This is a genomic window from Curtobacterium ammoniigenes NBRC 101786, assembly GCF_001571045.1.
Lineage (GTDB): Bacteria > Actinomycetota > Actinomycetes > Actinomycetales > Microbacteriaceae > Curtobacterium > Curtobacterium ammoniigenes.
In genome coordinates this window covers 52,416-71,546 of record NZ_BCSV01000001.1, presented here as the reverse complement: position 1 = coordinate 71,546, position 19,131 = coordinate 52,416, and the positions used below count along the sequence as shown (strand labels likewise).

The 19,131-nt window shown below is 65.9% G+C and carries 20 protein-coding genes; 6 read left to right on the top strand and 14 right to left on the bottom strand.

Translation table 11 applies throughout. The annotated features are described in order from the left end of the window. A complete protein-coding gene (locus CAM01S_RS00325; protein WP_083527583.1) occupies nucleotides 1–954 on the top strand; it encodes a carbohydrate ABC transporter permease in 954 nt (317 codons plus the stop codon). Here the strand turns inward: CAM01S_RS00325 and CAM01S_RS00320 are convergent. The 5 genes from CAM01S_RS00320 to CAM01S_RS00300 all read right to left on the bottom strand — a co-directional run bounded on the left by CAM01S_RS00320 (nucleotide 915) and on the right by CAM01S_RS00300 (nucleotide 6,054). Next, the gene (locus CAM01S_RS00320) at nucleotides 915–1,949 is read right to left on the bottom strand and encodes a squalene cyclase (protein ID WP_066516540.1); all 1,035 of its coding nucleotides are present in this window, start codon (nucleotides 1,947–1,949) and stop codon (nucleotides 915–917) included. The genes CAM01S_RS00325 and CAM01S_RS00320 overlap by 40 nt on opposite strands. A gap of 48 nt (nucleotides 1,950–1,997) precedes the next feature. Then, nucleotides 1,998–3,953: a potassium transporter Kup gene (locus CAM01S_RS00315; protein WP_245631485.1), complete on the bottom strand. Its 1,956-nt coding sequence runs from the start codon at nucleotides 3,951–3,953 to the stop codon at nucleotides 1,998–2,000. Between the two features lie 252 nt (nucleotides 3,954–4,205). Next, nucleotides 4,206–4,799, bottom strand: coding sequence for a DUF3618 domain-containing protein (locus CAM01S_RS00310; RefSeq protein WP_066514447.1), 594 nt, complete (start codon nucleotides 4,797–4,799; stop codon nucleotides 4,206–4,208). Next, nucleotides 4,796–5,176, bottom strand: coding sequence for a phage holin family protein (locus tag CAM01S_RS00305; protein WP_066516536.1), 381 nt, complete (start codon nucleotides 5,174–5,176; stop codon nucleotides 4,796–4,798). Before CAM01S_RS00305 ends, CAM01S_RS00310 begins: the two co-directional genes overlap by 4 nt. A gap of 179 nt (nucleotides 5,177–5,355) precedes the next feature. Then, complete coding sequence (locus tag CAM01S_RS00300; RefSeq protein ID WP_066514444.1) at nucleotides 5,356–6,054, bottom strand: hypothetical protein; 699 nt, start codon at nucleotides 6,052–6,054, stop codon at nucleotides 5,356–5,358. A gap of 269 nt (nucleotides 6,055–6,323) precedes the next feature. Between CAM01S_RS00300 and CAM01S_RS00295 the strand changes: the two genes are divergently transcribed. Then, nucleotides 6,324–7,427 (top strand): helix-turn-helix domain-containing protein, encoded by a 1,104-nt coding sequence (locus CAM01S_RS00295; RefSeq protein ID WP_066514440.1) that lies wholly within the window; start codon nucleotides 6,324–6,326, stop codon nucleotides 7,425–7,427. Nucleotides 7,428–7,570: 143 nt separating this feature from the next. Next, the gene (locus CAM01S_RS00290; protein ID WP_157071322.1) at nucleotides 7,571–8,548 is read left to right on the top strand and encodes an AraC family transcriptional regulator; all 978 of its coding nucleotides are present in this window, start codon (nucleotides 7,571–7,573) and stop codon (nucleotides 8,546–8,548) included. A gap of 89 nt (nucleotides 8,549–8,637) precedes the next feature. Here CAM01S_RS00290 and CAM01S_RS00285 read toward each other — a convergent pair whose 3' ends face one another. From CAM01S_RS00285 to CAM01S_RS00275, 3 genes are read right to left on the bottom strand one after another with little or no spacing between them, the layout of a single operon-like run. Further along, nucleotides 8,638–9,219, bottom strand: coding sequence for a cation efflux transmembrane domain-containing protein (locus tag CAM01S_RS00285; RefSeq protein ID WP_066514427.1), 582 nt, complete (start codon nucleotides 9,217–9,219; stop codon nucleotides 8,638–8,640). Then, complete coding sequence (locus CAM01S_RS00280; RefSeq protein WP_083527581.1) at nucleotides 9,209–10,330, bottom strand: cation diffusion facilitator family transporter; 1,122 nt, start codon at nucleotides 10,328–10,330, stop codon at nucleotides 9,209–9,211. Before CAM01S_RS00280 ends, CAM01S_RS00285 begins: the two co-directional genes overlap by 11 nt. Then, nucleotides 10,327–10,680 carry an ArsR/SmtB family transcription factor gene (locus tag CAM01S_RS00275; RefSeq protein WP_066514424.1) on the bottom strand — a complete coding sequence of 118 codons (354 nt, stop codon included), beginning with the start codon at nucleotides 10,678–10,680 and terminating at the stop codon, nucleotides 10,327–10,329. The genes CAM01S_RS00280 and CAM01S_RS00275 overlap by 4 nt, the downstream gene beginning before the upstream one ends. A gap of 142 nt (nucleotides 10,681–10,822) precedes the next feature. On the opposite strand from CAM01S_RS00275, the gene CAM01S_RS00270 reads away from it, so the two are divergent. Beyond that, on the top strand, nucleotides 10,823–11,623 hold the full coding sequence (locus tag CAM01S_RS00270; protein WP_066514422.1) for a sugar phosphate isomerase/epimerase family protein: 801 nt from the start codon (nucleotides 10,823–10,825) through the stop codon (nucleotides 11,621–11,623). A gap of 53 nt (nucleotides 11,624–11,676) precedes the next feature. On the opposite strand, the gene CAM01S_RS00265 is transcribed toward CAM01S_RS00270, so the two are convergent. Beyond that, complete coding sequence (locus CAM01S_RS00265; RefSeq protein WP_066514420.1) at nucleotides 11,677–12,318, bottom strand: TetR/AcrR family transcriptional regulator; 642 nt, start codon at nucleotides 12,316–12,318, stop codon at nucleotides 11,677–11,679. Nucleotides 12,319–12,378: 60 nt separating this feature from the next. Next, nucleotides 12,379–13,074, bottom strand: coding sequence for an SDR family NAD(P)-dependent oxidoreductase (locus CAM01S_RS00260; protein WP_066514417.1), 696 nt, complete (start codon nucleotides 13,072–13,074; stop codon nucleotides 12,379–12,381). A gap of 103 nt (nucleotides 13,075–13,177) precedes the next feature. Here CAM01S_RS00260 and CAM01S_RS00255 point away from each other — a divergent pair, with 103 nt between their 5' ends. Next, nucleotides 13,178–14,011, top strand: a complete 834-nt coding sequence (locus tag CAM01S_RS00255; RefSeq protein WP_066514411.1) for a helix-turn-helix transcriptional regulator — start codon at nucleotides 13,178–13,180, stop codon at nucleotides 14,009–14,011. A 115-nt stretch (nucleotides 14,012–14,126) separates the two neighbouring features. Further along, nucleotides 14,127–14,309: a hypothetical protein gene (locus tag CAM01S_RS00250; protein ID WP_157071321.1), complete on the top strand. Its 183-nt coding sequence runs from the start codon at nucleotides 14,127–14,129 to the stop codon at nucleotides 14,307–14,309. Between the two features lie 110 nt (nucleotides 14,310–14,419). On the opposite strand, the gene nrdF is transcribed toward CAM01S_RS00250, so the two are convergent. The 4 genes from nrdF to nrdH all read right to left on the bottom strand — a co-directional run bounded on the left by nrdF (nucleotide 14,420) and on the right by nrdH (nucleotide 18,774). Further along, nucleotides 14,420–15,394 carry a class 1b ribonucleoside-diphosphate reductase subunit beta gene (gene nrdF, locus CAM01S_RS00245; protein ID WP_066514401.1) on the bottom strand — a complete coding sequence of 325 codons (975 nt, stop codon included), beginning with the start codon at nucleotides 15,392–15,394 and terminating at the stop codon, nucleotides 14,420–14,422. A gap of 527 nt (nucleotides 15,395–15,921) precedes the next feature. Continuing rightward, nucleotides 15,922–18,027 carry a class 1b ribonucleoside-diphosphate reductase subunit alpha gene (gene nrdE, locus CAM01S_RS00240; protein WP_066514396.1) on the bottom strand — a complete coding sequence of 702 codons (2,106 nt, stop codon included), beginning with the start codon at nucleotides 18,025–18,027 and terminating at the stop codon, nucleotides 15,922–15,924. A 17-nt stretch (nucleotides 18,028–18,044) separates the two neighbouring features. Then, a complete protein-coding gene (gene nrdI, locus CAM01S_RS00235) occupies nucleotides 18,045–18,461 on the bottom strand; it encodes a class Ib ribonucleoside-diphosphate reductase assembly flavoprotein NrdI (RefSeq protein ID WP_066514393.1) in 417 nt (138 codons plus the stop codon). A gap of 79 nt (nucleotides 18,462–18,540) precedes the next feature. Beyond that, nucleotides 18,541–18,774, bottom strand: a complete 234-nt coding sequence (gene nrdH, locus CAM01S_RS00230; protein ID WP_066514387.1) for a glutaredoxin-like protein NrdH — start codon at nucleotides 18,772–18,774, stop codon at nucleotides 18,541–18,543. Nucleotides 18,775–19,131: the final 357 nt, after the last annotated feature.

Below are 19,131 nucleotides of genomic sequence, written 5' to 3'. Positions count from 1 at the left end.
ATGACCACCGCATCGCCTGACACCGCCACCGCTCTGCCGCCGGAGCAGTCGCCGCTCGACCCGAGCGTCGTGCGGCCGCCTCGACGCCGCCGTGCGCAGGGCAGCGTCACTCATACGCGCGACACCACTGTCAAGCGCACGCTGTACGTCATCGGCGGCGTCGGTTCGGCGCTGGTGTTCGGCGCACCGCTTCTCTGGTCGATCATGCGCGCGTTCCAGCCGGAGGCTGTGATCACCGCCGCCCCGAACTGGTCGACGTTCTTCCGGCTCGGCTGGCAGAACTTCGCGCAGATCTTCAGCCCGTCGTCACACATCCTCACCGGCCTCGTGAACTCCCTGACCGTCTCGATCAGCACGGCGATACTCACGGCGATCATCGCAACGCTGGCGGGCTACGGATTCGCCCGATTCCGGTTCCGGGGTGCCAACTGGGTGTTCGGGCTCGTCCTCATCACGATGATGGTGCCGTTCCAAGCCATTCTGACTCCGCTCTATCTGGAGCTGAATGCGATGCATCTGACGAACTCGCGCATCGGGCTGATCCTCTTCTACGTCACGGTGAACCTGCCGTTCGGCGTGTTCGTCATGCGCAACGCCTTCGAGTCGGTGCCGGCCGACCTCGAGGATTCCGCGTTCGTGGACGGTGCTTCGCGCACGCGTCTCATCGTGTCGGTGCTGCGACCGCTGCTCATGCCAGGAGCGGCCACAGCCGCCCTCTACGCGTTCCTCGCGTCGTGGACGGAGTTCCTCGGAGCACTCACGTTCCTGACGAAGGACTCGCTGTACACGCTGCCGGTCGCGCTGCTCAACCTGCAGACGGGCACGTACGGACAGGTGTCCTACGGCGTGCTCGTGGCGGGTTCGGTGATCGCCATGATCCCCTGCATCGCCCTCTACGTCGGCCTGCAGCGTTTCTACGTCGCCGGATTGTCCTCAGGCGCGCTCAAGGGCTGATCCATCGGTGCGCCGTGCTCGGCGTCCCACCAGTCGAGCACGCGCGTGCCGATCAGCGTGAGCCACCGCGAGGGCTCCCCCTCGGCCACGTCGACGTCGAACCAGACCGCGCCCGGGAGTACGCGCTCTTGGAGCCACGTGCCGTCCGGCCGACGGGCCGCACGGAGCGTATCCACGGCCTCCTGGAGGCGCGGGTCTGGTGCGGTGCCGTCGGCGAGCGCCGCCGCTCGGAAATGGTCGAGCGCGCGAATCACGCTGTACGTCCAGCGGAACGGGTAGGCATACCAGGTCACCCATGGCCCGACGAGCGCCCCTGTCGTGCGTCGCCGCATGAGTCCGCGTTCCAGCAGGTACTCCTCGCCGGCGGCGCGGTCTGCATCGAGGGCATGGTCACCGCTCAGCTGTTGGTAGGTCAGGATCCCCTGCACGACGTTGAGCGTGGAGTGGAACGAGGACACCGTCGCCCCCTCGACCCACTCGCAGTTCCAGCCACCGTCGGCGAGACGATGGTCCGAGATCCAGTGCACGAGGGTGCTGACATCCGCACCGAGCCACGCGCCGTTGGCGAGGGTGAACGCGTTGATGCAGCAGTCGACCTCCCCGCCCCAGTAGGGCAGATCGTCGTACTCCCAGCGGCTGTTGGCTGCGAGGCGGGCCGCCGTATCGGTCAGGGAATCGGCAGGCATGCCCCACTCCCGAAGCGCGTTGAGCGACCATGTCGTCGCCGTCCACGGCTGCGAGGGCGGCGCTGTGGGGTCGCCGTGAGCGTCGGGGTACTCAGCTGGTTCCCGCGGGAAGTAGGCGCCCCCCGCCCACTGCCCGTCCGGGTCCTGCAGGGCGAGGAGGCGGGCACCGAACCCTTCGGTCGCGACCCGCGAGCGTGTCCGCTGCCAGACCTCGTCCGGGCGATGCTCGAGATCGCGCTCGACCTGCCAGAGCAACGCCGGGTCAGCGTCGGTGCGGAGCCAGTCGACGAGCGCCGCCCTCGATGTCATGACCATGACCGGACGCTACCGCGACCAGACGACAGGCGCCGCCGCCGGTCAGATCTCGATGTCGCTGCCCATCGTGACCGTGTTCCGGCGCGGAAGCCCGAACCGCTCGCTCGGGTCAGCCGCATTGTGGGCAAGGCCGATGAAGAGCCGTTTGCGCCAGCGCAGCATCCCGGGCTTCGTGGACGATCGCAGCGATCCGCGAGACACGAAATAGGAGGCGTCCCGCAGCTGGGCCGGCGTGACATCGATGACCCCCATCCGGCACGCGGCGTGCAGCGCCTGCGGCAGGTTCTGGTCGTCGGAGAACCCGAACTTGACCGTCAGGTGCTCGACACCATCGTCCGCGAACCCCAGGTCGTCGCGGGTGAACGACTTCCGGGCCGGCACGTGCGGGACGTTGCCGGTGACCACGGAGACGATGATCACGCGGTGGTGCATCACGCGGTTGTGCTCGACGTTCGCGCGCAGCGCCAGCGGCGTGGTCTCCTTGTTCGGATGCGGGAACACGGCGACGCCGTCGACCCGCGGCACCTGCTTCGCGTTGACCTTCGCGATGAAGTCGCGAAGGGAGCCTTCTTTGACCTGCCGCTCTTCGGTGACGAGCTGGCGCCCGCGCCGCCATGTCGTCATCATGGTGATCACCGCGAGGGCGATGAGCAGCGGGACCCAACCGCCGTGGATGATCTTCGACAGGTTCGCGCTGAGGAAGACCAGTTCGAGGCCGCCGAACACAACCGCGGCGAGGACGATCTTCCACATCCGCCACTCCCAGAGCGGCTTGACGACGAGCAGGAGGAGCAGGCTGTCGGTCACCAGGGCTCCTGTGACCGAGACGCCGTATGCGGTCGCGAGGCTTGCCGACGATCGGAACGCCAGCATGATCGCCATGACGCCGATGAACAGCAGGAGGTTCACGGCGGGCAGGTAGATCTGCCCGCCCTCGCGCTTCGATGTCTGGTGGACGGTCAGCGGCGGGAGGAGTCCGAGCTGCACTGCCTGTCGCGTCAGCGAGAACGCGCCGGAGATCACCGCCTGACTTGCGATGACGGTCGCGGCGGTCGCGAGGACGACCATCGGCAACTGCGCCCATGACGGCAGCATGAGGAAGAACGGGTCGGACCGGCCGTTGGGCTGCTCGAGAACGATGGCCGCCTGGCCGAGGTAGTTGATGAGGAGGCCCGGGAAGACGACGAAGAACCACGCGCGCCGGATCGCGGTGCGGCCGAAATGGCCCATGTCCGCGTAGAGCGCTTCGGCACCGGTGATTACGAGGACAACGGCCCCCATTGCAACGAACGTGGTTCCCGGATGCGAGATCACGAAGGCGACAGCCCACGTCGGAGACAGGCCTTGCAGCACCTCCGGACGCCGAATGATCCACGGGATTCCGGCTGCAGCGAGCACGGCGAACCAGAGGAGCATCACCGGGCCGAAGAGATTGCCGACCTTCCCGGTCCCGAACCGCTGGACGAGAAAGAGCATGATCAGAATGACCGCTGCGATCGGAACGACTAGGTGGCCGATCGACGGCAACGCTGTCCCAAGACCCTCGACCGCCGAGAGCACACTGATGGCCGGCGTGATGACCGAGTCGCCGTAGAAGAGCGAGACACCGACGATTCCAATGACCAGGAAGATCGCGGCTTTCCCGGTCCGCTTCGAGTACAGCCGTCGGGCGAGCGCGGCCAGCGCCATCACGCCGCCCTCGCCGTTGTTGTCGGCACGCATGAGAACCGTCACGTATTTGATCGAAACCACGATCGTGACGCTCCAGAACATGACCGAGATGACGCCATACACGTCCTCCGGGGTGTTCTTGACGACGCCGTTGTCGATCGTGAACACCGTTCGGAGTGCATAGAGCGGACTCGTTCCGATGTCGCCGAATACGACACCGAGTGCGGCGAGCGCGAGCGCTGCTGCGCCGGTGTTGCCGTGTCCTTCGTGCTCCTCGGGCGCCTCCGCCGCGGTTGCGGCCGGTGCCGGGGTCTGCGTTTCGGTCACGCTGGATACTCCGTCCTTCACCATCCAGGGAGATGGCCGCGGAACATCCTGCCACTTTCTCCGCGAACTGCCTCATCTCGTTGCGTACACCTGATCGGCATGACAGAACCGGCGCACCCACCGCACGCGCAGGTGCCGATCTCCACTCGTGCACGAACGGCAGGAATGCGAGTCCCGCATTCCTGCCGTTCACGGTCACGCACCGCGATCCGCGAGATCACGCATCGCGACGCGTGCTCTCTGCGCTTGGGCTTACGTGTTGCGCACGTCGTCAGCCGCGGTCAGCGCGCTTCCTCGAACGTCGGCGGCGGCGTCGCGCGCATCACATGCAACCTCCTGCGACGCAGCCTGCGCGGTGGCAGTGAGGTCTTGGACGTGACCTTTGGCGCTCTCGCCGAGGTCCTGACCGACGTTCTTGGCAGCGGCCTTCGCCTGATCGACGAGGGGCGCGGCCTCCGCTTTCAAATCCGCGGCGAGCTGTTCCTCCTTCTCGGAGGCGGGCAGCAGGGAGGACGCGAGCCAGCCGGCCCCGAACGCGATCAACCCCACGGCAAGCGCGTTGCCCTTCGCCTTCTGGACCGCGCGGCCCGCTGTGTCGCTCACGGCCCCCGCCATGCCGGAGGCTGAGTCTGACGCGCTGGTTGCGTTCGAATGCAGGTTGTCACGCACGTCGGTCGCTGCGCCCATGACCGATTCGCGAACCGATTGCAGGCGACTCTTCACACGTTCGGATTGCCGATGCGCGATCGCGGAAGGGCTGACTTTGTCGGCGAGTGCATCGACATCAGCGCCAAGGTCGCCGCGGGTGTGTTCGATCTGGGTGCGGATTTCGTCGGGCGTGCTCATCGGGTCCTCCCGGGGCTCGAGGTGGTTGATGTATGCGGTTTGAGCGTCGGCGGGACCTCTTTCAGGGTCTCCGCCGTTCGCGGCGCGCCCTTCATCTCGCGGAGTTCGTCGCGGCCTCGCCTGACGAGGATGAGCGCGACGATGCCGTAAATGACGGCGATGATGAGCGCCGACCAGGCGTTGCCGACGAGATAGCCGAGTCCCCACCACGCAGCGATCGAGATGAACAACAGTGCGAAGTAGCCGGTGACTCCAGCGCCCCCGAACATGCCAGCACCCTTGCCTGCTTTCTTTGCGGACTCGGTGAGTTCCGCCTTCGCGAGCGCGACCTCTTGCCGAAACAGATTCGACAGGTCCCGCGAGACGTCGGTCAGCAACTCGCCGAGCGGTGTCGTCGCCGCGCGCTCCTCTGGCGTGTCGCCGAGCGACCCAGCCCTGGCGCCGGCGGAAGCGCCGCCGGTCGCGCGGGGGTAGCGTGACGCGCCTCCCAGCGGTTCACCAAGGCCCGGACGGCTCTCGGGGGAGGCGCCGTCGAAGGAGCCGGGAGTCGTGAAGCTCATGGTCGCCCTCCGTTGTCGATCTCGGAGCTGTCGCCATCCGAGTCCTGATGTTCATGCCGCGCCTCGCTGGTGAGGGCCTTTGTGAGACGCCCGGCGAGGATGCCCGCGCCCGCGGCGATCGCGATGAAGGTTCCTGGTCGGCGCGCCGCGAACGCCTTGACCTCGCTGACCAGCGATCCGGGATCGCGCCCCTCGAGGTAGGCAGCCGCAGATCCAGTACGGCTCGAGAGGTCTCGGACGATCCGTGACGCCACCGTTTGCTCCGATGCGCCCTCGGCCATCTGGTGGAGCTGCTCGCTGATCGACCGGAGGCCGCCCGCTGCGCGCTGCTGCTGCTCGCCCGCCTGCTCGCGCAGTGCGTCGCCGGCCTCGCCGAGCATCTGCTTGGCGTGGTCGGTTGCCTGACTCGCGACGTTCGACGCCTGTTCCTTCGCGCTGGCGCCGACGCGCTGCCCGGCGTCCCCGGCATCTCCGGCGACGTGGCGCGCCGCGTCCTTCGCGGCATCGCTCCGGCTGGGCCCGTCGTCATCCGAAGCACGTTCGCCGTCCGAGGCACGTTCGTCTTGGGTCGGCGCTGCCCATGATGGCAGTGCAACTCCGGGCTGTACCTCGTAGCCCTCCTCGCGGGCAACCGTCCTGTCATGGAGTGGGGTCTCGGATGGCAACGAGTCGTTTCCCGGTAGGTAGTCGGTCATCGTGGTCCTCCCTTTCTCGGAAGTACCGACAGCGCACCTGCCGTCGGTGAGGGTCAACCGTGCTCTGAGAGCGTCGTCGACCCATCACAGGAAGGTCCGCTGAGCGAAGCGGGCGCGACGTTCCACTGCTCGGAGCGAACCGGTATCCACTCTGCGCACTCCTGACCGGCGACGCCTGTCGCGTTGGACATCGGGTTTTCCCTGCCCAGATACTGAGATCGATCCCGGCAGCGCGAATCCGTTGCGGGATTGTGATCAGGAGCACCACCATGACCGCGTTCCCGCGCGCCCACGCGGACGACTGCACCCAACCCATGGGGTCGTCCGAGCGGGCTTCCCTTCTCGACCCGCAAGCACAGCATCAGGAACAGCCCGCGCACGACCGGGTTGTCGGCGTCCGCGAGGACTACGTCCGCGCCGAGACCCTGCAGAGTTCGGATATCGAGATCGCCGAGCTCACCTATCGGCATCAGTTTCATGCGCGCCGCATCAGGTTCGAACCGGCGAAGGATCGGCCATTCGAATTCCGCTTTCGCATTGTCGGTGACGACCGGCTGTCGCTTCGGACGATCGAGGTGAACGCCGCTCGATCGGGAATCATCTCGCCGAGTCGTCAATACATGTTCGGATGGTCGCCGGAGGGCGGTGTCCGCATGTCCACCGGATGCAACGAAGCGACCGTCATGCTGCCGGGCATCCCCACGGCGTACCCCTCGACGATCGGGTTCGAGCTGCTCGCCCCTCCGGGTCTGACACACGCTATCCACGTCAATGCGGACTATCTGGAGGCGGTGGCGGGAAGCCGCGTCGGCCATCCGGTGACCGGCATCGCCTTCCTCGGACCGAACGGCGACGACCACTTCACGGCGCTGCGATGTGCGCTCTCCGGCGTCGCGCCACGCCTGAGCAGCCCCACTACGGATCCGCTGGACCGTCAGGCGCTTGATCGAACGCTCGCCGACCGCATTCTCGATGCGTTCGCCTGGACACCGAGCGCCGATGCAGAGGTCGTGGGAACTCCCCTCGACCGGGCGAAGGTCTTCCTGCACCTGAACTGCACGCGCTCCATCGCGGTTGCCGAAGTGGCCGCCGTCGCGGGCATCTCGGTTCGAACGCTGCAACAGACGTTCCTGTCGCACGAGCAGACGACGCCGCTCTCCTACCTGCGGACCATCCGGCTGCAAAAGGTGCGATGGGCGCTCCGCCTGGCAGGGCCGACGACCTCCGTGCGCGACACGGCATCCGCCTGGGGTTTCAATCACATGGGTCGGTTCTCCGGCGCCTATTTCGAAACATTCGGAGAACATCCATCCGAGACGCTCCGGGCCCAGCAGAGGCACAATATCCTTGCCGATTCAACAACGTTCATCTAGCCAGATATTCGAAATACGCCCTGTGATCCCAGATCGAGAAAGTGCGTTTCCTGGCGACTGGGCTCCTTTCGCGTCGGTGACCGCGTAGCGTCGCCTTGGTTGTCCACGTGGGGACGAGGGCGGACGACCGAGAGGACGTGGTGATGAACGATCGAGAGGCTCTGTCGACCACTCCGTCGCGCCTGCTTCGTGTCGCTGTCTCCGGGACCGATCCGGACGCAGCGATCAGTTCGCTCGCGGGACTCTACGCGGGCAAAGAGTGGTACTCGTCGTCGAGCGAGGGCGACTACTGGTTCCGATATGCCGGTTTCGGCGACGAGGACGTGAGTTTTCGCCGCTCACAAATGAGCGGATATCTGCGCGGCGATGTGGCCGTCGAAGGCGAATTCGTGGTGCAGTGGATCGATAAGGGCGGCGCGCGCGTCGATGTCGGTCGGGACGAATTTCGAATGGCACCCGGAATTCCGCGGCTGTTTCCCGTCGAACGGCGGTTCGACATGGAGTATCACGACTGGGACCAGCGAATCGTGCACATGAATCGCGACCTCGTGATGGAGGTCGCCGGCGAGCGCTGGGACATGCAGCGAGCACTGCCGTTCGACCACACTGCGACGCCCGGCCCCGAGGCGATCGCGACATGGCGGTCGGCCGTTGGACGCGCCTCCAAAGTGTTGCAGAGCGCAGGCAGTGAATCCCTCCTGTGGCACGAAGCCAAGCGCGAGGTCGCACAGGCCTTCCTCGCGATGTACCCGCCGCGCGTCGACTCCCTGCCGCCGGTGCTGCTCTCGGCGAAGAACGCCAAAGTCCGCGCGATGGTCGAGTTCCTGCACCAGCATGCCCACGAGCCGATCACGGTCGGCATCCTCGCGGAAACCGTCGGGCTCAGCGTTCGTGCGGTTCAGCAGGCGTTCCAGCGCACGCTCGACATGAGCCCGATGACCTACCTGCAGCAGATCCGCCTCGAGCGGGTACGCGAAGCGCTCTTCGCGAGCGAACCCGCGCTGACGTCCGTCGGCGAGATCGCGCGGGCATGGGGCTTCACCCACATGGGCCGCTTCTCGGGCACGTACGCGCGGCAATTCGGGGAGTATCCGAGCGAGACGCTCCGACGGCGTCGGTGATCGGAGGCGGCGCCGCGCCGTGAGCCCAGGCGCCGCGCCGTGAGCCGAGGCGGCGCGCCGACGCACGGCTTCTCGGCCGCGCCCGGTTCCTACCGGAAGATCTCCGCCGCTTCCCGAATCGCGTAGTACACGATCACGAGGCCTGCGAGCGGATCCGCCCACCACCAGCCGAACGCCGTGTCGAGGACGACCCCGACGAGGACAGCGACGGCGAGCAGCCCATCGATGAAGGTCACGTGCCCTTCCGTCTGCAGCACCGGGTTTCCGAGCGCGCGCCCGGTACGGCCCTTGAGGGCGGCAAGCGTGAACATCACAATCGCGGTGACCGCCGTCCAGGCGATCCCACCGATGCTGCCGCCCGGTCGGTGGACCGTAAGCAGCGCGACCGCTGACTGCACGAGCAGGTAGGCCGCGAGGGCAAGGAACGCGATGCCGATGAGTCGCAGCGCGCGACGCTGACGCGCCTCACCGCTTCCGGAGAGCTCCCAGAGCACCACCGTGCTCGCACCGATCTCGATGAGCGAATCAAGGCCGAACCCGGCGAGCGCAGTCGATGCGGAGGCGATCGCGAGGACGGCGAGAATCACGACGCCGATGACGTTCCAGCCGAGCGTGATCCATTCGAGGAGGAACCCGAATCGAAGTGCGCGGTGAGCGCTCTCAGTGGTCATGATGATGATGCTCCGGTATCGCTGCGGGCACGGGTGTCACCGTGAACTCGTCCACGGTCCGGAGGGCGGCCCGAGCTCGAGCGGACGCCGTCGCGGCAATGCGGGTCGCCTCGTCCAGGTGGTGCGCGGAGACCGCAAGCTCGGCCGAGCCCGTCAGACGATGACCAGACCAGCGCAGGCGGATTGCCTGGACACGCTCGACGCCGGGCACGTGCTCAAGCACGTGGGTCGCGCGATCGACCAGGTCCGGCTCGACCGCGTCCATCAGCCGCGCCCCGATCGACTTCACCGTGCCCCAGAGCAACAGCATGATCGACACGGCGATGAGGAGACCGATGATGGGGTCGGCGAGCGGGAATCCGAGGAGAACCCCGACAGCTCCGAGCACGACCGACAGCGACGTGAAGCCGTCGAGCCGCGCGTGCACCCCGTCTGCCACGAGCGCAGCCGACCCGACCTTGCGGCCCACTCGGATCCGGTAGATCGCGACCAACTCGTTCCCCGCGAAGCCGATGAGACCGGCGAGGACCAAGAGCCAAGGATTCTCGATCGCGCGCGGATGGACGAAGCGACTGACCGCCTCCCAGCCGGCAACCACGGCGGACAGCGCGACGACGATGACGATGAACATGCCGGCGAGGTCTTCCGCGCGGCCATACCCGTAGGTGTAGCGCCGCGTGGCGGCTCGGCGCCCGAGCGCGAACGCGATCCATAGCGGCACCGCGGTGAGCGCGTCGGCGAAGTTGTGGATGGTGTCCGCGAGCAGTGCGACCGAGCCGGTGACGAGGACGAGCGCGAACTGCAGGATGGTCGTGGCAAGCAGCACGATCATGCTGATCTTGACGGCCCGAATTCCCGCGGCGGACGCCTCCATCGCGTCGTCGATCGAATCTGCAGCGTCGTGCGTGTGCGGGACGAACAGGTCGTACAGGAACCCCTTGACGCTCCCGTGCGGGTGGCTGTGCCCGTGGTCGTGCGGGTGCGGGTGCGGGTGCGGGTGCTCGTGGTCGTACCCCTGCCCGTGGTCGTGCGCGTGCGGGTGGTCGTGGTCGTGGTCGTACGGGTGGTCGTGCCCGTGCTCCGCGTGCCCTGCTGCGTCGTGCTCGGTCAATGGGACTCCTGGTGGTGGTGCGTCGCCCCGATGACGTGCTCAGCCTGAAGGACGGCCTGGGCGACGAGTTCCGACGCGTGCTCGTCAGTGAGGCGATAGAAGACGGTGGTGCCGACACGGCGGGGCTGGACCATGCGCGAGAGCCGCAGCTTCGCGAGGTGCTGCGAGACCGCCGTCGGGCTCTTGTCGACGACATCGGCGAGGTGGTTCACGGACATCTCCCCCGAGCTTCGCAGCGCGAGGATGATCCGAACCCGGGTCGGGTCGGCAAGCATCGCGAACACCTCGACCGCCAGCTCGACGTACTCCGAATCCGGACCGAGGGAACAAACCTGCGTATCTTCGCCCACACGAAGATTATGACTCCGCCGACGCGCGAGCGCACGCCGTCACGAAAACCACACGGTGGGTGATTTATCGAGTAGCGTCGTGCCGATTGGGTCGTCCGCGCGCCAAGGACCGCGTGACGCCACCAGAACCAAAGGAGCTTCGATGACCACTCCCTCCGTCCAGCTGTATACCGTGCGCGATGCGATGTCGGACGACGTCGCCGGCACGATCGCGCGGGTGCGCGAGATCGGCTACGAGAACGTGGAGCCCTACGCGTTCCAGACGAACACCGCCGAACTCGCACAGGCGCTGCGGGAGAACGGCGTCGCTGCGCCATCCGGGCATGCGGCGGTCATCGACGCGACCGATCCGGACGCGATCTTCGCGGCGGCGACGGAACTCGGGATGCAGACCGTCATCGACCCGTTCATTCCGACCGACCGGTGGCAGACCGCTGCGGACGCGGCATGGCTGGCTGACCGAGTCAACGAGCTGACCGTGAAGGCAGCCGGCCACGGCCTTCGGTTCGGATACCACAACCACCAGTGGGAGTTCGTGAACAAGGTCGACGGGCGCCCGGTCTACGACCTGTTCGTCGAGCGACTCGCGCCTGAGGTCGTGCTCGAGGTCGACACCTTCTGGGCGACGGTCGGGGGCGCAGACGCGCCGGCCGTGCTCCGCGCGCTCGGCGACCGCGTCGTTGCGATCCACGTGAAGGACGGAAGGGTGACCGGTGACATCGCCACGGCCCTCCCGTCGAGCGAGAGCGCTCTGGTCGTCCCCGACGCACTCAAGGCGGCGTTCGAGAATCAGACGCCCGCTGGCCAGGGCGACGTCGACGTGGCCGCGATCCTCGCAGCCGCACCCCAGGCGCTCCGCGTCGTGGAGTTCGACGCGTACAAGGGCGACGTGTTCGAAGGCATCGCGGAATCGCTCGCCTGGCTGCGCGAGAACGACAAGTAGTTCGTGCTGGGTGCGCGGGGTCGGGCCGGTCGGTCCGACCCCGCTCACGCATCTCACGCTCGGTCGGGAGGCGATTCCAGGAGCCGCTCGAGCAGCGCCAGGCCGCGTTCCACTGCGACCGAGTCAGGGTCGATGAGCCACTGAATCTGCAGGCCGTCCGCGGCCGCGATGATGAGCGACGCGACCTCGGCCGGATCGGCGTCGCCGATCATGTGATCGTGCTCCTGGGCGCGCTCGACGCGCTGGGCGATCTGCTTCCGGAGGCTCGTGAACCGCTCGCGGATGAAGGCTCGCGTCCCGGGATTCCCGGTTTGGACGGCAGCCGCCGTGAGCGAGGCATAAAGCTGCACGAGGCCAGGCACCGACCTATTCCTGGAGGCGCTGGCTCGCATCGCAGGAAGCGGCGAGTCATCCTCCCCCAACCACGCGTCGATGGTCTCATCGGTGCGTACTTCGTGGGCTTCGTAGACGGCGATGAGGAGCGCCTCCCGGGTTGGGAAGTAATGCCGCAGTGCCGCGTGCGACACACCGATCGCGGCCGCAACCGAACGGAGCGAGCCGGCGTCGACCCCGTCCCGGGCGAAGATCTCGATCGCCTTGTCGATGATCTGCTGCCGTCGCTCCGCGCTCTTGGCGTAGGGGCCGCGGGGCCGCCGCTCCCGGTCGGCGCTCCACTCTTCGCCGTCCGCTGTCATGTCGATGAGCCTAGAGGGACGCCGGGCGGCGCGGCTCCCCCGCTCCCACGCCCGCTCAGCTCACCAGCCGACGATCCCGAAGCGGTTGTGGAACTCGCCCGTCGGCCCGTCCTTCCCGATCGTGGCCATGGCGACGATCGCGTCGGTCCCTTCCTCGACCGTCTGATGTCCGCTGTTCCCGTTGAGATCAGTGGCCGTGTAGCCCGGGTCGACCACATTGATGCGAAGGTCTGGCAGGAACTGCGCGTAGATCGTGGTGAGCATCGTCATGGCGGCCTTGCTCGCACTGTAGGCGAGCGTCGGAATCTTGGACTCCAGCACGTTCGGGTCGTGACGCATCGCGAAAGAGCCGAGGCCGCTCGCCACGTTCACGATGACGGGCGACGCCGATTCGCGGAGCAAGGGCAGGAACGCGTGCGTCATGCGCACCACACTGACGCTGTTCGTGTCGAGGATCGCTGCGAACATCGGCCCGTCCACATCCGCGACGTCCACCCGCGGTCCTGCGATGCCCGCGTTGTTCACGAGCACGTCGAGCGCACCCCAGCGATCGCGGAATGCGTCGGCTGCGGCGGCGACGGATGCATCGGAGGTCACGTCCAACTGCACCCAGTCGACCTCGAGCGACTTCGCTGCGTCGGCACCCCGCGACGCATCGCGCGATCCGATCACGATCGAATGTCCGAGGTCGCGCAGCCGCCGCGCCGCCTCGTAGCCGAGTCCCTTGTTTCCGCCGGTGATCAGAGTTGTTGTCATGCCCACCACCCTCGTCCCCACCGGGGCCGCCACGGTCAGCTCCCACTGTCCATGGGACTCCGAGTACCAGGAAGGCTGACCCCGAGCGCGCGAGAATGCTCATATGGTTCATCACGGCGATCTCGCGACGCTCCTCCGTGCGTGGCGCGACCGTCTCCACCCGGCGGCGGTGGGCCTCCCCGCCGGACCGGGCCGTCGGGCCGCTGGGATTCGACGAGAAGAGCTGGCGATGCTCGCCGGCATCTCGGTGGACTACCTCGTCCGGCTCGAGCAAGGCCGCGCCGAACGTCCGTCACAGCAGGTCGTGACAGCGCTCGCTCGGACCCTGCAGCTCTCGGACGACGAACGCGATCAGCTCCATATCGCGGCCGGGGTGCCGGTGCCATCGCCCACGCAAGTCCCCACGCAGGTGCCTGCGAGCGTGCAGCGGCTCATCGCGCGACTCCCTGATGTCGCGATCGGCGTGTTCGCCGCCGACTGGTCGATGCTCAGTGCGAATGACGCGTTCGTGTCCCTGCACGATGCGTTCCCGCCAGGGCGAGACGGCAATCTCCTGTGGCGCCATTTCGTCCTCGGCATTTCGCGGCTCGTACCGGACGCCGCAGAGACCGAGCGGTTCGAGCGGGCGATCGTGTCCGATGTCCGGACCGCGACCATCCAGTACCCCAAGGACGAGCAGCTCGCCGCGCTGGTGCACGATCTCACCAAGCGGAGTCCCGCGTTCGCGAAACGGTGGTCCGCGGTGGAGGCCGCGCATCACCGAACGGAGCGCAAGATCATCGATCATCCCGTCGTCGGCCTGATCACCGTCGACTGCGACGTCCTCACCGTCGAGGGGTCAGGCGTGCACATCGTGACGCAGACCGCCGAACCCGGGACCGAAGACGCGTCGAAGATGGACCTGCTCAGGACGGTCGGTTCGACCGCACTCGCGTGACCGTGCGCGACTCAATGGTCGTGGTATTCTACATTCCCCATTTGGATGAGTCGAGGAAGGGACCGTTCTCCTGTTCACCAACGCCGTCAGCGCAGCCTTGCGGGCGCAGCGGCTCGTGCTCAGCGTTCCGGCAGCGGTGGTTGGCGCTGCTCTGTTCATCACCGGCGGGACGGCCCTGTGGGCTTTGCTCGTCAACGGCCCGCACCACGTCCTGGCGATCATCGCGTCGTCGTCTGGCCTTTTGCTCGCGTGCGCCTACCTCGGCATCGCGATCACGCTGCGACAGCGGCGGCGATGACACAAGCGGCAACCTGCGCAAAACGCGTCCCGACGGCGAAGCGCTGCTGCACCCGCGAAGAACGCCCCGCCAGCCGAAGCCAGCGGGGCGTTCTTCAATTCAGACCTGGTTCAGAAGTCCCAGTCCTCGTCCTCCGTGTTCACGGCCTTCCCGATCACGTATGACGAGCCGGACCCCGAGAAGAAGTCGTGGTTCTCATCCGCGTTCGGCGAGAGGGCGGACAGGATCGCCGGGTTCACGTCGGTGATGTTCTTCGGGAACATCGGCTCGTAGCCGAGGTTCATGAGGGCCTTGTTCGCGTTGTAGTGCAGGAACTTCTTGACGTCCTCGGTCAGCCCGACGCCGTCATAGAGGTCCTGCGTGTACTGCACCTCGTTGTCGTACAGCTCGAAGAGCAGCGAGAACGTGTAGTCCTTGAGCTCCTGGCGCTCCGCTTCGGTGACGAGTTCCAGACCCTTCTGATACTTGTACCCGATGTAGTAGCCGTGCACCGCCTCGTCGCGGATGATCAGGCGGATCAGGTCGGCCGTGTTCGTGAGCTTCGCACGCGATGACCAGTGCATCGGCAGGTAGAAGCCCGAATAGAACAGGAACGACTCGAGCAGGGTCGAGGCGACCTTCCGCTTCAGCGGCGCGTCGCCCTGGTAGTAGTCCATGACGATCGCGGCCTTCTTCTGCAGGTTCACGTTCTCCACGGACCAGCGGAAGGCCTCGTCGATCTCCGGCGTCGACGCCAGCGTCGAGAAGATCGACGAGTACGACTTCGCGTGGACCGACTCCATGAACGCGATGTTCGTGTACACCGCCTCTTCATGCGGCGTCAGCGCGTCCGGGATCAGCGAAACGGCGCCAACGGTGCCCTGGATCGTGTCGAGCAGCGTCAGCCCGGTGAACACGCGCATCGTGAGCTTCTGCTCGTCCGGCGTCAGCGTGTTCCACGACTGCACGTCGTTCGACAGCGGCACCTTTTCGGGCAGCCAGAAGTTCCCGGTGAGGCGGTTCCACACCTCGACGTCTTTCTCATCCTGGATGCGGTTCCAGTTGATGGCCTGGACCGAGTCGATGAGCTTCAGATGGTCGACCAACGCATGTCCTTCGTGGTTCTTTTACGTGTGATGGTGGCGGTGCTGGGCGAGCGGAGGGTTCCGCTCGCCCAGCTGCAGCGTCAGACGCGCTGCTGGATGGTGCCGCCGGGGTTGCCGTCAGCGGCTCGCTGGGTCACAAAGCGACCCGTCGAAGCGGAGCGGTTCACCGAGCGAGAGTTTCCGGTCCCGCTACCGACGCGCTCCGTGGTCGTCTTTGACGGCCAGCGCGCAGCAGCAGCGTTAGAGACGAAGCGCCCACTTGAGGCGCTCCTGTTCACGGTGCGTGCCACGGTCATTCACCTCCTCTCGAGGCCTCACAGCCCCGAGAGCCCGCCCCGGGTGGGACGGTTCGACTCGTGTACAGTGGACGCTCCAGCCGACAAGTTGGAGTCCCTGCTAGGGGCTTGTTCAAGACCAGGTCTTCACAGACCTGGTCTTGAACTCTGTATGGACTTGTGTGGCCGGAGGCTCGCGACGGGCTTGTCACGGCTCTCCAGTCAAGGCATTCGCATGAGCGACCGAAGGCGTCAGAGCATGCAGGAGACGCAGCCTTCGACCTCCGTGCCCTCCAGCGCGAGCTGACGGAGACGGATGTAGTAGATCGTCTTGATGCCCTTGCGCCACGCGTAGATCTGCGCCTTGTTGATGTCGCGCGTGGTCGCGGTGTCCTTGAAGAACAGTGTCAGCGACAGCCCCTGGTCGACGTGCTGCGTCGCGGCAGCGTAGGTGTCGATGATCTTCTCCGGGCCGATCTCGTACGCGTCCGCGTAGTACTCGAGGTTGTCGTTCGTCATGAACGGCGCCGGGTAGTAGACGCGGCCGAGCTTGCCTTCCTTGCGGATCTCGATCTTCGACGCGATCGGGTGGATCGATGAGGTCGAGTGGTTGATGTACGAGATCGAGCCGGTCGGCGGGACGGCCTGCAGGTTCTGGTTGTAGATGCCGTGCTCCTGGACGGAGGCCTTGAGTGCCTTCCAGTCCTCCTGCGTCGGGATCGCCACGTTCGCGGTCGCGAAGAGCTCGCGGACACGCTCAGTGGCCGGCGCCCACTCCTGGTCCGTGTACTTGTCGAAGAACTCGCCCGTGGCGTACTTCGAGTCACGGAAGCCGTCGAACGTCTCACCCTGCTCGATGGCAATGAGGTTCGAGGCCCGGAGCGCGTGGTACAGCACCGTGTAGAAGTAGATGTTCGTGAAGTCGATGCCTTCGTCCGACCCGTAGTGCACGCGCTCCCGGGCGAGATACCCGTGCAGGTTCATCTGACCGAGACCGATCGCGTGCGACTTGTCGTTGCCGTCCTCGATCGAGCGGACCGACGAGATGTGCGACATCTGCGACACCGCGGTGAGTCCACGGATCGCGGTCTCGATCGTCTTGCCGAAGTCGGGCGAGTCCATCGTGAGGGCGATGTTCAGGGACCCGAGGTTGCAGGAGATGTCCTTACCGATCGTGTTGTACGACAGGTCCTCGTTGTAGGTCGTCGGGGTGTTGACCTGCAGGATCTCCGAGCACAGGTTCGACATGTTGATGCGGCCCTTGATCGGGTTCGCCTTGTTCACCGTGTCCTCGAACACGATGTACGGGTAGCCGGACTCGAACTGGATCTCCGCGATCGTCTGGAAGAAGTCGCGCGCCTTGATCTTCGTCTTCTTGATGCGCGAGTCGTCGACCATCTCGCGGTACTTCTCGGAGATGGAGATGTCGCCGAACGGCACACCGTAGACGCGCTCCACGTCGTACGGCGAGAACAGGTACATGTCCTCGTTGTTCTTGGCGAGTTCGAACGTGATGTCCGGCACGACGACACCGAGCGACAGCGTCTTGATGCGGATCTTCTCGTCGGCGTTCTCACGCTTCGTGTCGAGGAACCGCATGATGTCCGGGTGGTGCGCTGACAGATACACCGCGCCGGCTCCCTGGCGCGCACCGAGCTGGTTCGCGTACGAGAAGCTGTCTTCCAGGAGCTTCATCACCGGGATGATGCCGCTCGACTGGTTCTCGATCTGCTTGATCGGCGCGCCGGACTCGCGGATGTTCGACAGGAGGAGCGCGACGCCGCCGCCGCGCTTCGACAACTGCAGCGAGGAGTTGATGCCGCGCGAGATCGACTCCATGTTGTCTTCGATGCGGAGCAGAAAGCAGGAGACGAGCTCGCCGCGCTGCGCCTTGCCCGTGTTGAGGAACGTCGGCGTGGCCGGCTGGAAGCGGCCGCCGATGATCTCCTCGACCAGGTTGATCGCGAGGTCTTCGTCGCCCTGCGCAAGCCCGAGCGCGGTCATGACGACCCGGTCCTCGAAGCGCTCGAGGTAGCGCTTGCCGTCGAACGTCTTCAGCGTGTAGCTCGTGTAGTACTTGAACGCGCCGAGGAAGGTCTGGAACCGGAACTTCTTGGAGTAGGCGAGGTCGTTGAGCTTCTGGATGAACTCGATCGAGTACTGGTCGATGACCGCTTGCTCGTAGTAGTGGTTCTCGACCAGGTAGTCGAGCCGCTCCTGCAGGTTGTGGAAGAAGACCGTGTTCTGGTTGACGTGCTGCAGGAAGTACTGCTTCGCGGCCTCACGGTCTTTGTCGAACTGGATCTTGCCGTCGGCGTCGTACAGATTGAGCATCGCGTTCAGGGCGTGGTAGTCCATGCCCGTCGTCGGCGACGTCAGATCGACGTCTGCAACTGCTGCGTCCAAAATGCATCCAATCCTGAGTTGACCGCCTGCACGTCGTCAGGCGTTCCGAAGAGTTCGAAACGGTAGAGAACCGGCACGTGGCACTTCTGGGCCACGATGTCGCCGGCGAGCCCGTAGGCCTCGCCGAAGTTGGTGTTGCCACCGACGATCACGCCGCGGATGAGCGCGCGGTTGTGTTCGTCGTTGAGGAATTTGATGACCTGCTTGGGAACGGCTCCATGGCCGTTGCCGCCGCCGTAGGTCGGCAGGACCAGGACATACGGCCGTTCGGCATGCAGCTGCTCCTCGCTCGGATAGAGCGGGATTCGCTGTGCCGGTCGACCGAGCTTCTCGACGAACCGAGCAGTGTTCTCCGACACGCTCGAGAAGTAGATGAGTTCGCTCATGGCGCTCTCCTCCGTCAGACCGTCGACAGCGGTGGGGAGTGTCGGCCGCCTCGGTTCCCCGTCGAGGCGGCCGACCAGATCACGCGAGCTCGGCGCTGAGCGCGGCGATCTTGTCCGGACGGAAGCCCGACCAGTGGTCGTCGTCGGTCACGACGACGGGGGCCTGCAGGTAGCCGAGGCTCTTGACGTGCTCAAGCGCGGCCTCGTCCGTGGAGACGTCGTGCACTTCGTATTCGATGCCCTTGTTGTCGAGCGCTCGATACGTCGCGGTGCACTGCACGCAAGACGGCTTGGTGTAAACGGTGACGGCCATGTTCTCCCCTATTCGAGACGGTCCGGAGCCGGTCTGACACAGACCCCGCTGCGGTGGAGTCGATACTACATCTTGTGCCCGACGCCGCGACGGACCACAAGAGAAAGTGTTACACGCTTGTAGTTCTCCACAACGCAATGCACAGCCTGTGCATTCCCGATGCGGTGCTCGAAGCCCGGTTTTCCGCCATTCTCGAGGCCGCCACCGACATCTCTGCACACCGGTGGAGATCCCCGTCCACAGGGTGTGGGATTCGCATGCTCGGCGTGTCGCTTCGACGGGCAGATCGTGCCCCTCCCCCGTTCGGGAGGCACCACGCGCGCCGCTTCTCAACGTCCCGTCCACAGCGCGCCGCCT

What these genes read in the sequence shown, in the direction of transcription:
- CAM01S_RS00270 (WP_066514422.1), top strand. Translation starts at nt 10,823, where the DNA reads ATGACCACTCCCTCCGTCCAGCTGTATACCGTGCGCGATGCGATGTCG.
- nrdI (WP_066514393.1), bottom strand. Translation starts at nt 18,461, where the DNA reads ATGAGCGAACTCATCTACTTCTCGAGCGTGTCGGAGAACACTGCTCGG.
- CAM01S_RS00285 (WP_066514427.1), bottom strand. Translation starts at nt 9,219, where the DNA reads ATGACCACTGAGAGCGCTCACCGCGCACTTCGATTCGGGTTCCTCCTC.
- CAM01S_RS00295 (WP_066514440.1), top strand. Translation starts at nt 6,324, where the DNA reads ATGACCGCGTTCCCGCGCGCCCACGCGGACGACTGCACCCAACCCATG.
- CAM01S_RS00260 (WP_066514417.1), bottom strand. Translation starts at nt 13,074, where the DNA reads ATGACAACAACTCTGATCACCGGCGGAAACAAGGGACTCGGCTACGAG.
- CAM01S_RS00290 (WP_157071322.1), top strand. Translation starts at nt 7,571, where the DNA reads ATGAACGATCGAGAGGCTCTGTCGACCACTCCGTCGCGCCTGCTTCGT.
- nrdE (WP_066514396.1), bottom strand. Translation starts at nt 18,027, where the DNA reads ATGGACTACCACGCCCTGAACGCGATGCTCAATCTGTACGACGCCGAC.
- nrdH (WP_066514387.1), bottom strand. Translation starts at nt 18,774, where the DNA reads ATGGCCGTCACCGTTTACACCAAGCCGTCTTGCGTGCAGTGCACCGCG.
- CAM01S_RS00310 (WP_066514447.1), bottom strand. Translation starts at nt 4,799, where the DNA reads ATGAGCACGCCCGACGAAATCCGCACCCAGATCGAACACACCCGCGGC.
- CAM01S_RS00325 (WP_083527583.1), top strand. Translation starts at nt 1, where the DNA reads ATGACCACCGCATCGCCTGACACCGCCACCGCTCTGCCGCCGGAGCAG.
- CAM01S_RS00320 (WP_066516540.1), bottom strand. Translation starts at nt 1,949, where the DNA reads ATGACATCGAGGGCGGCGCTCGTCGACTGGCTCCGCACCGACGCTGAC.
- CAM01S_RS00300 (WP_066514444.1), bottom strand. Translation starts at nt 6,054, where the DNA reads ATGACCGACTACCTACCGGGAAACGACTCGTTGCCATCCGAGACCCCA.
- CAM01S_RS00255 (WP_066514411.1), top strand. Translation starts at nt 13,178, where the DNA reads ATGGTTCATCACGGCGATCTCGCGACGCTCCTCCGTGCGTGGCGCGAC.
- CAM01S_RS00265 (WP_066514420.1), bottom strand. Translation starts at nt 12,318, where the DNA reads ATGACAGCGGACGGCGAAGAGTGGAGCGCCGACCGGGAGCGGCGGCCC.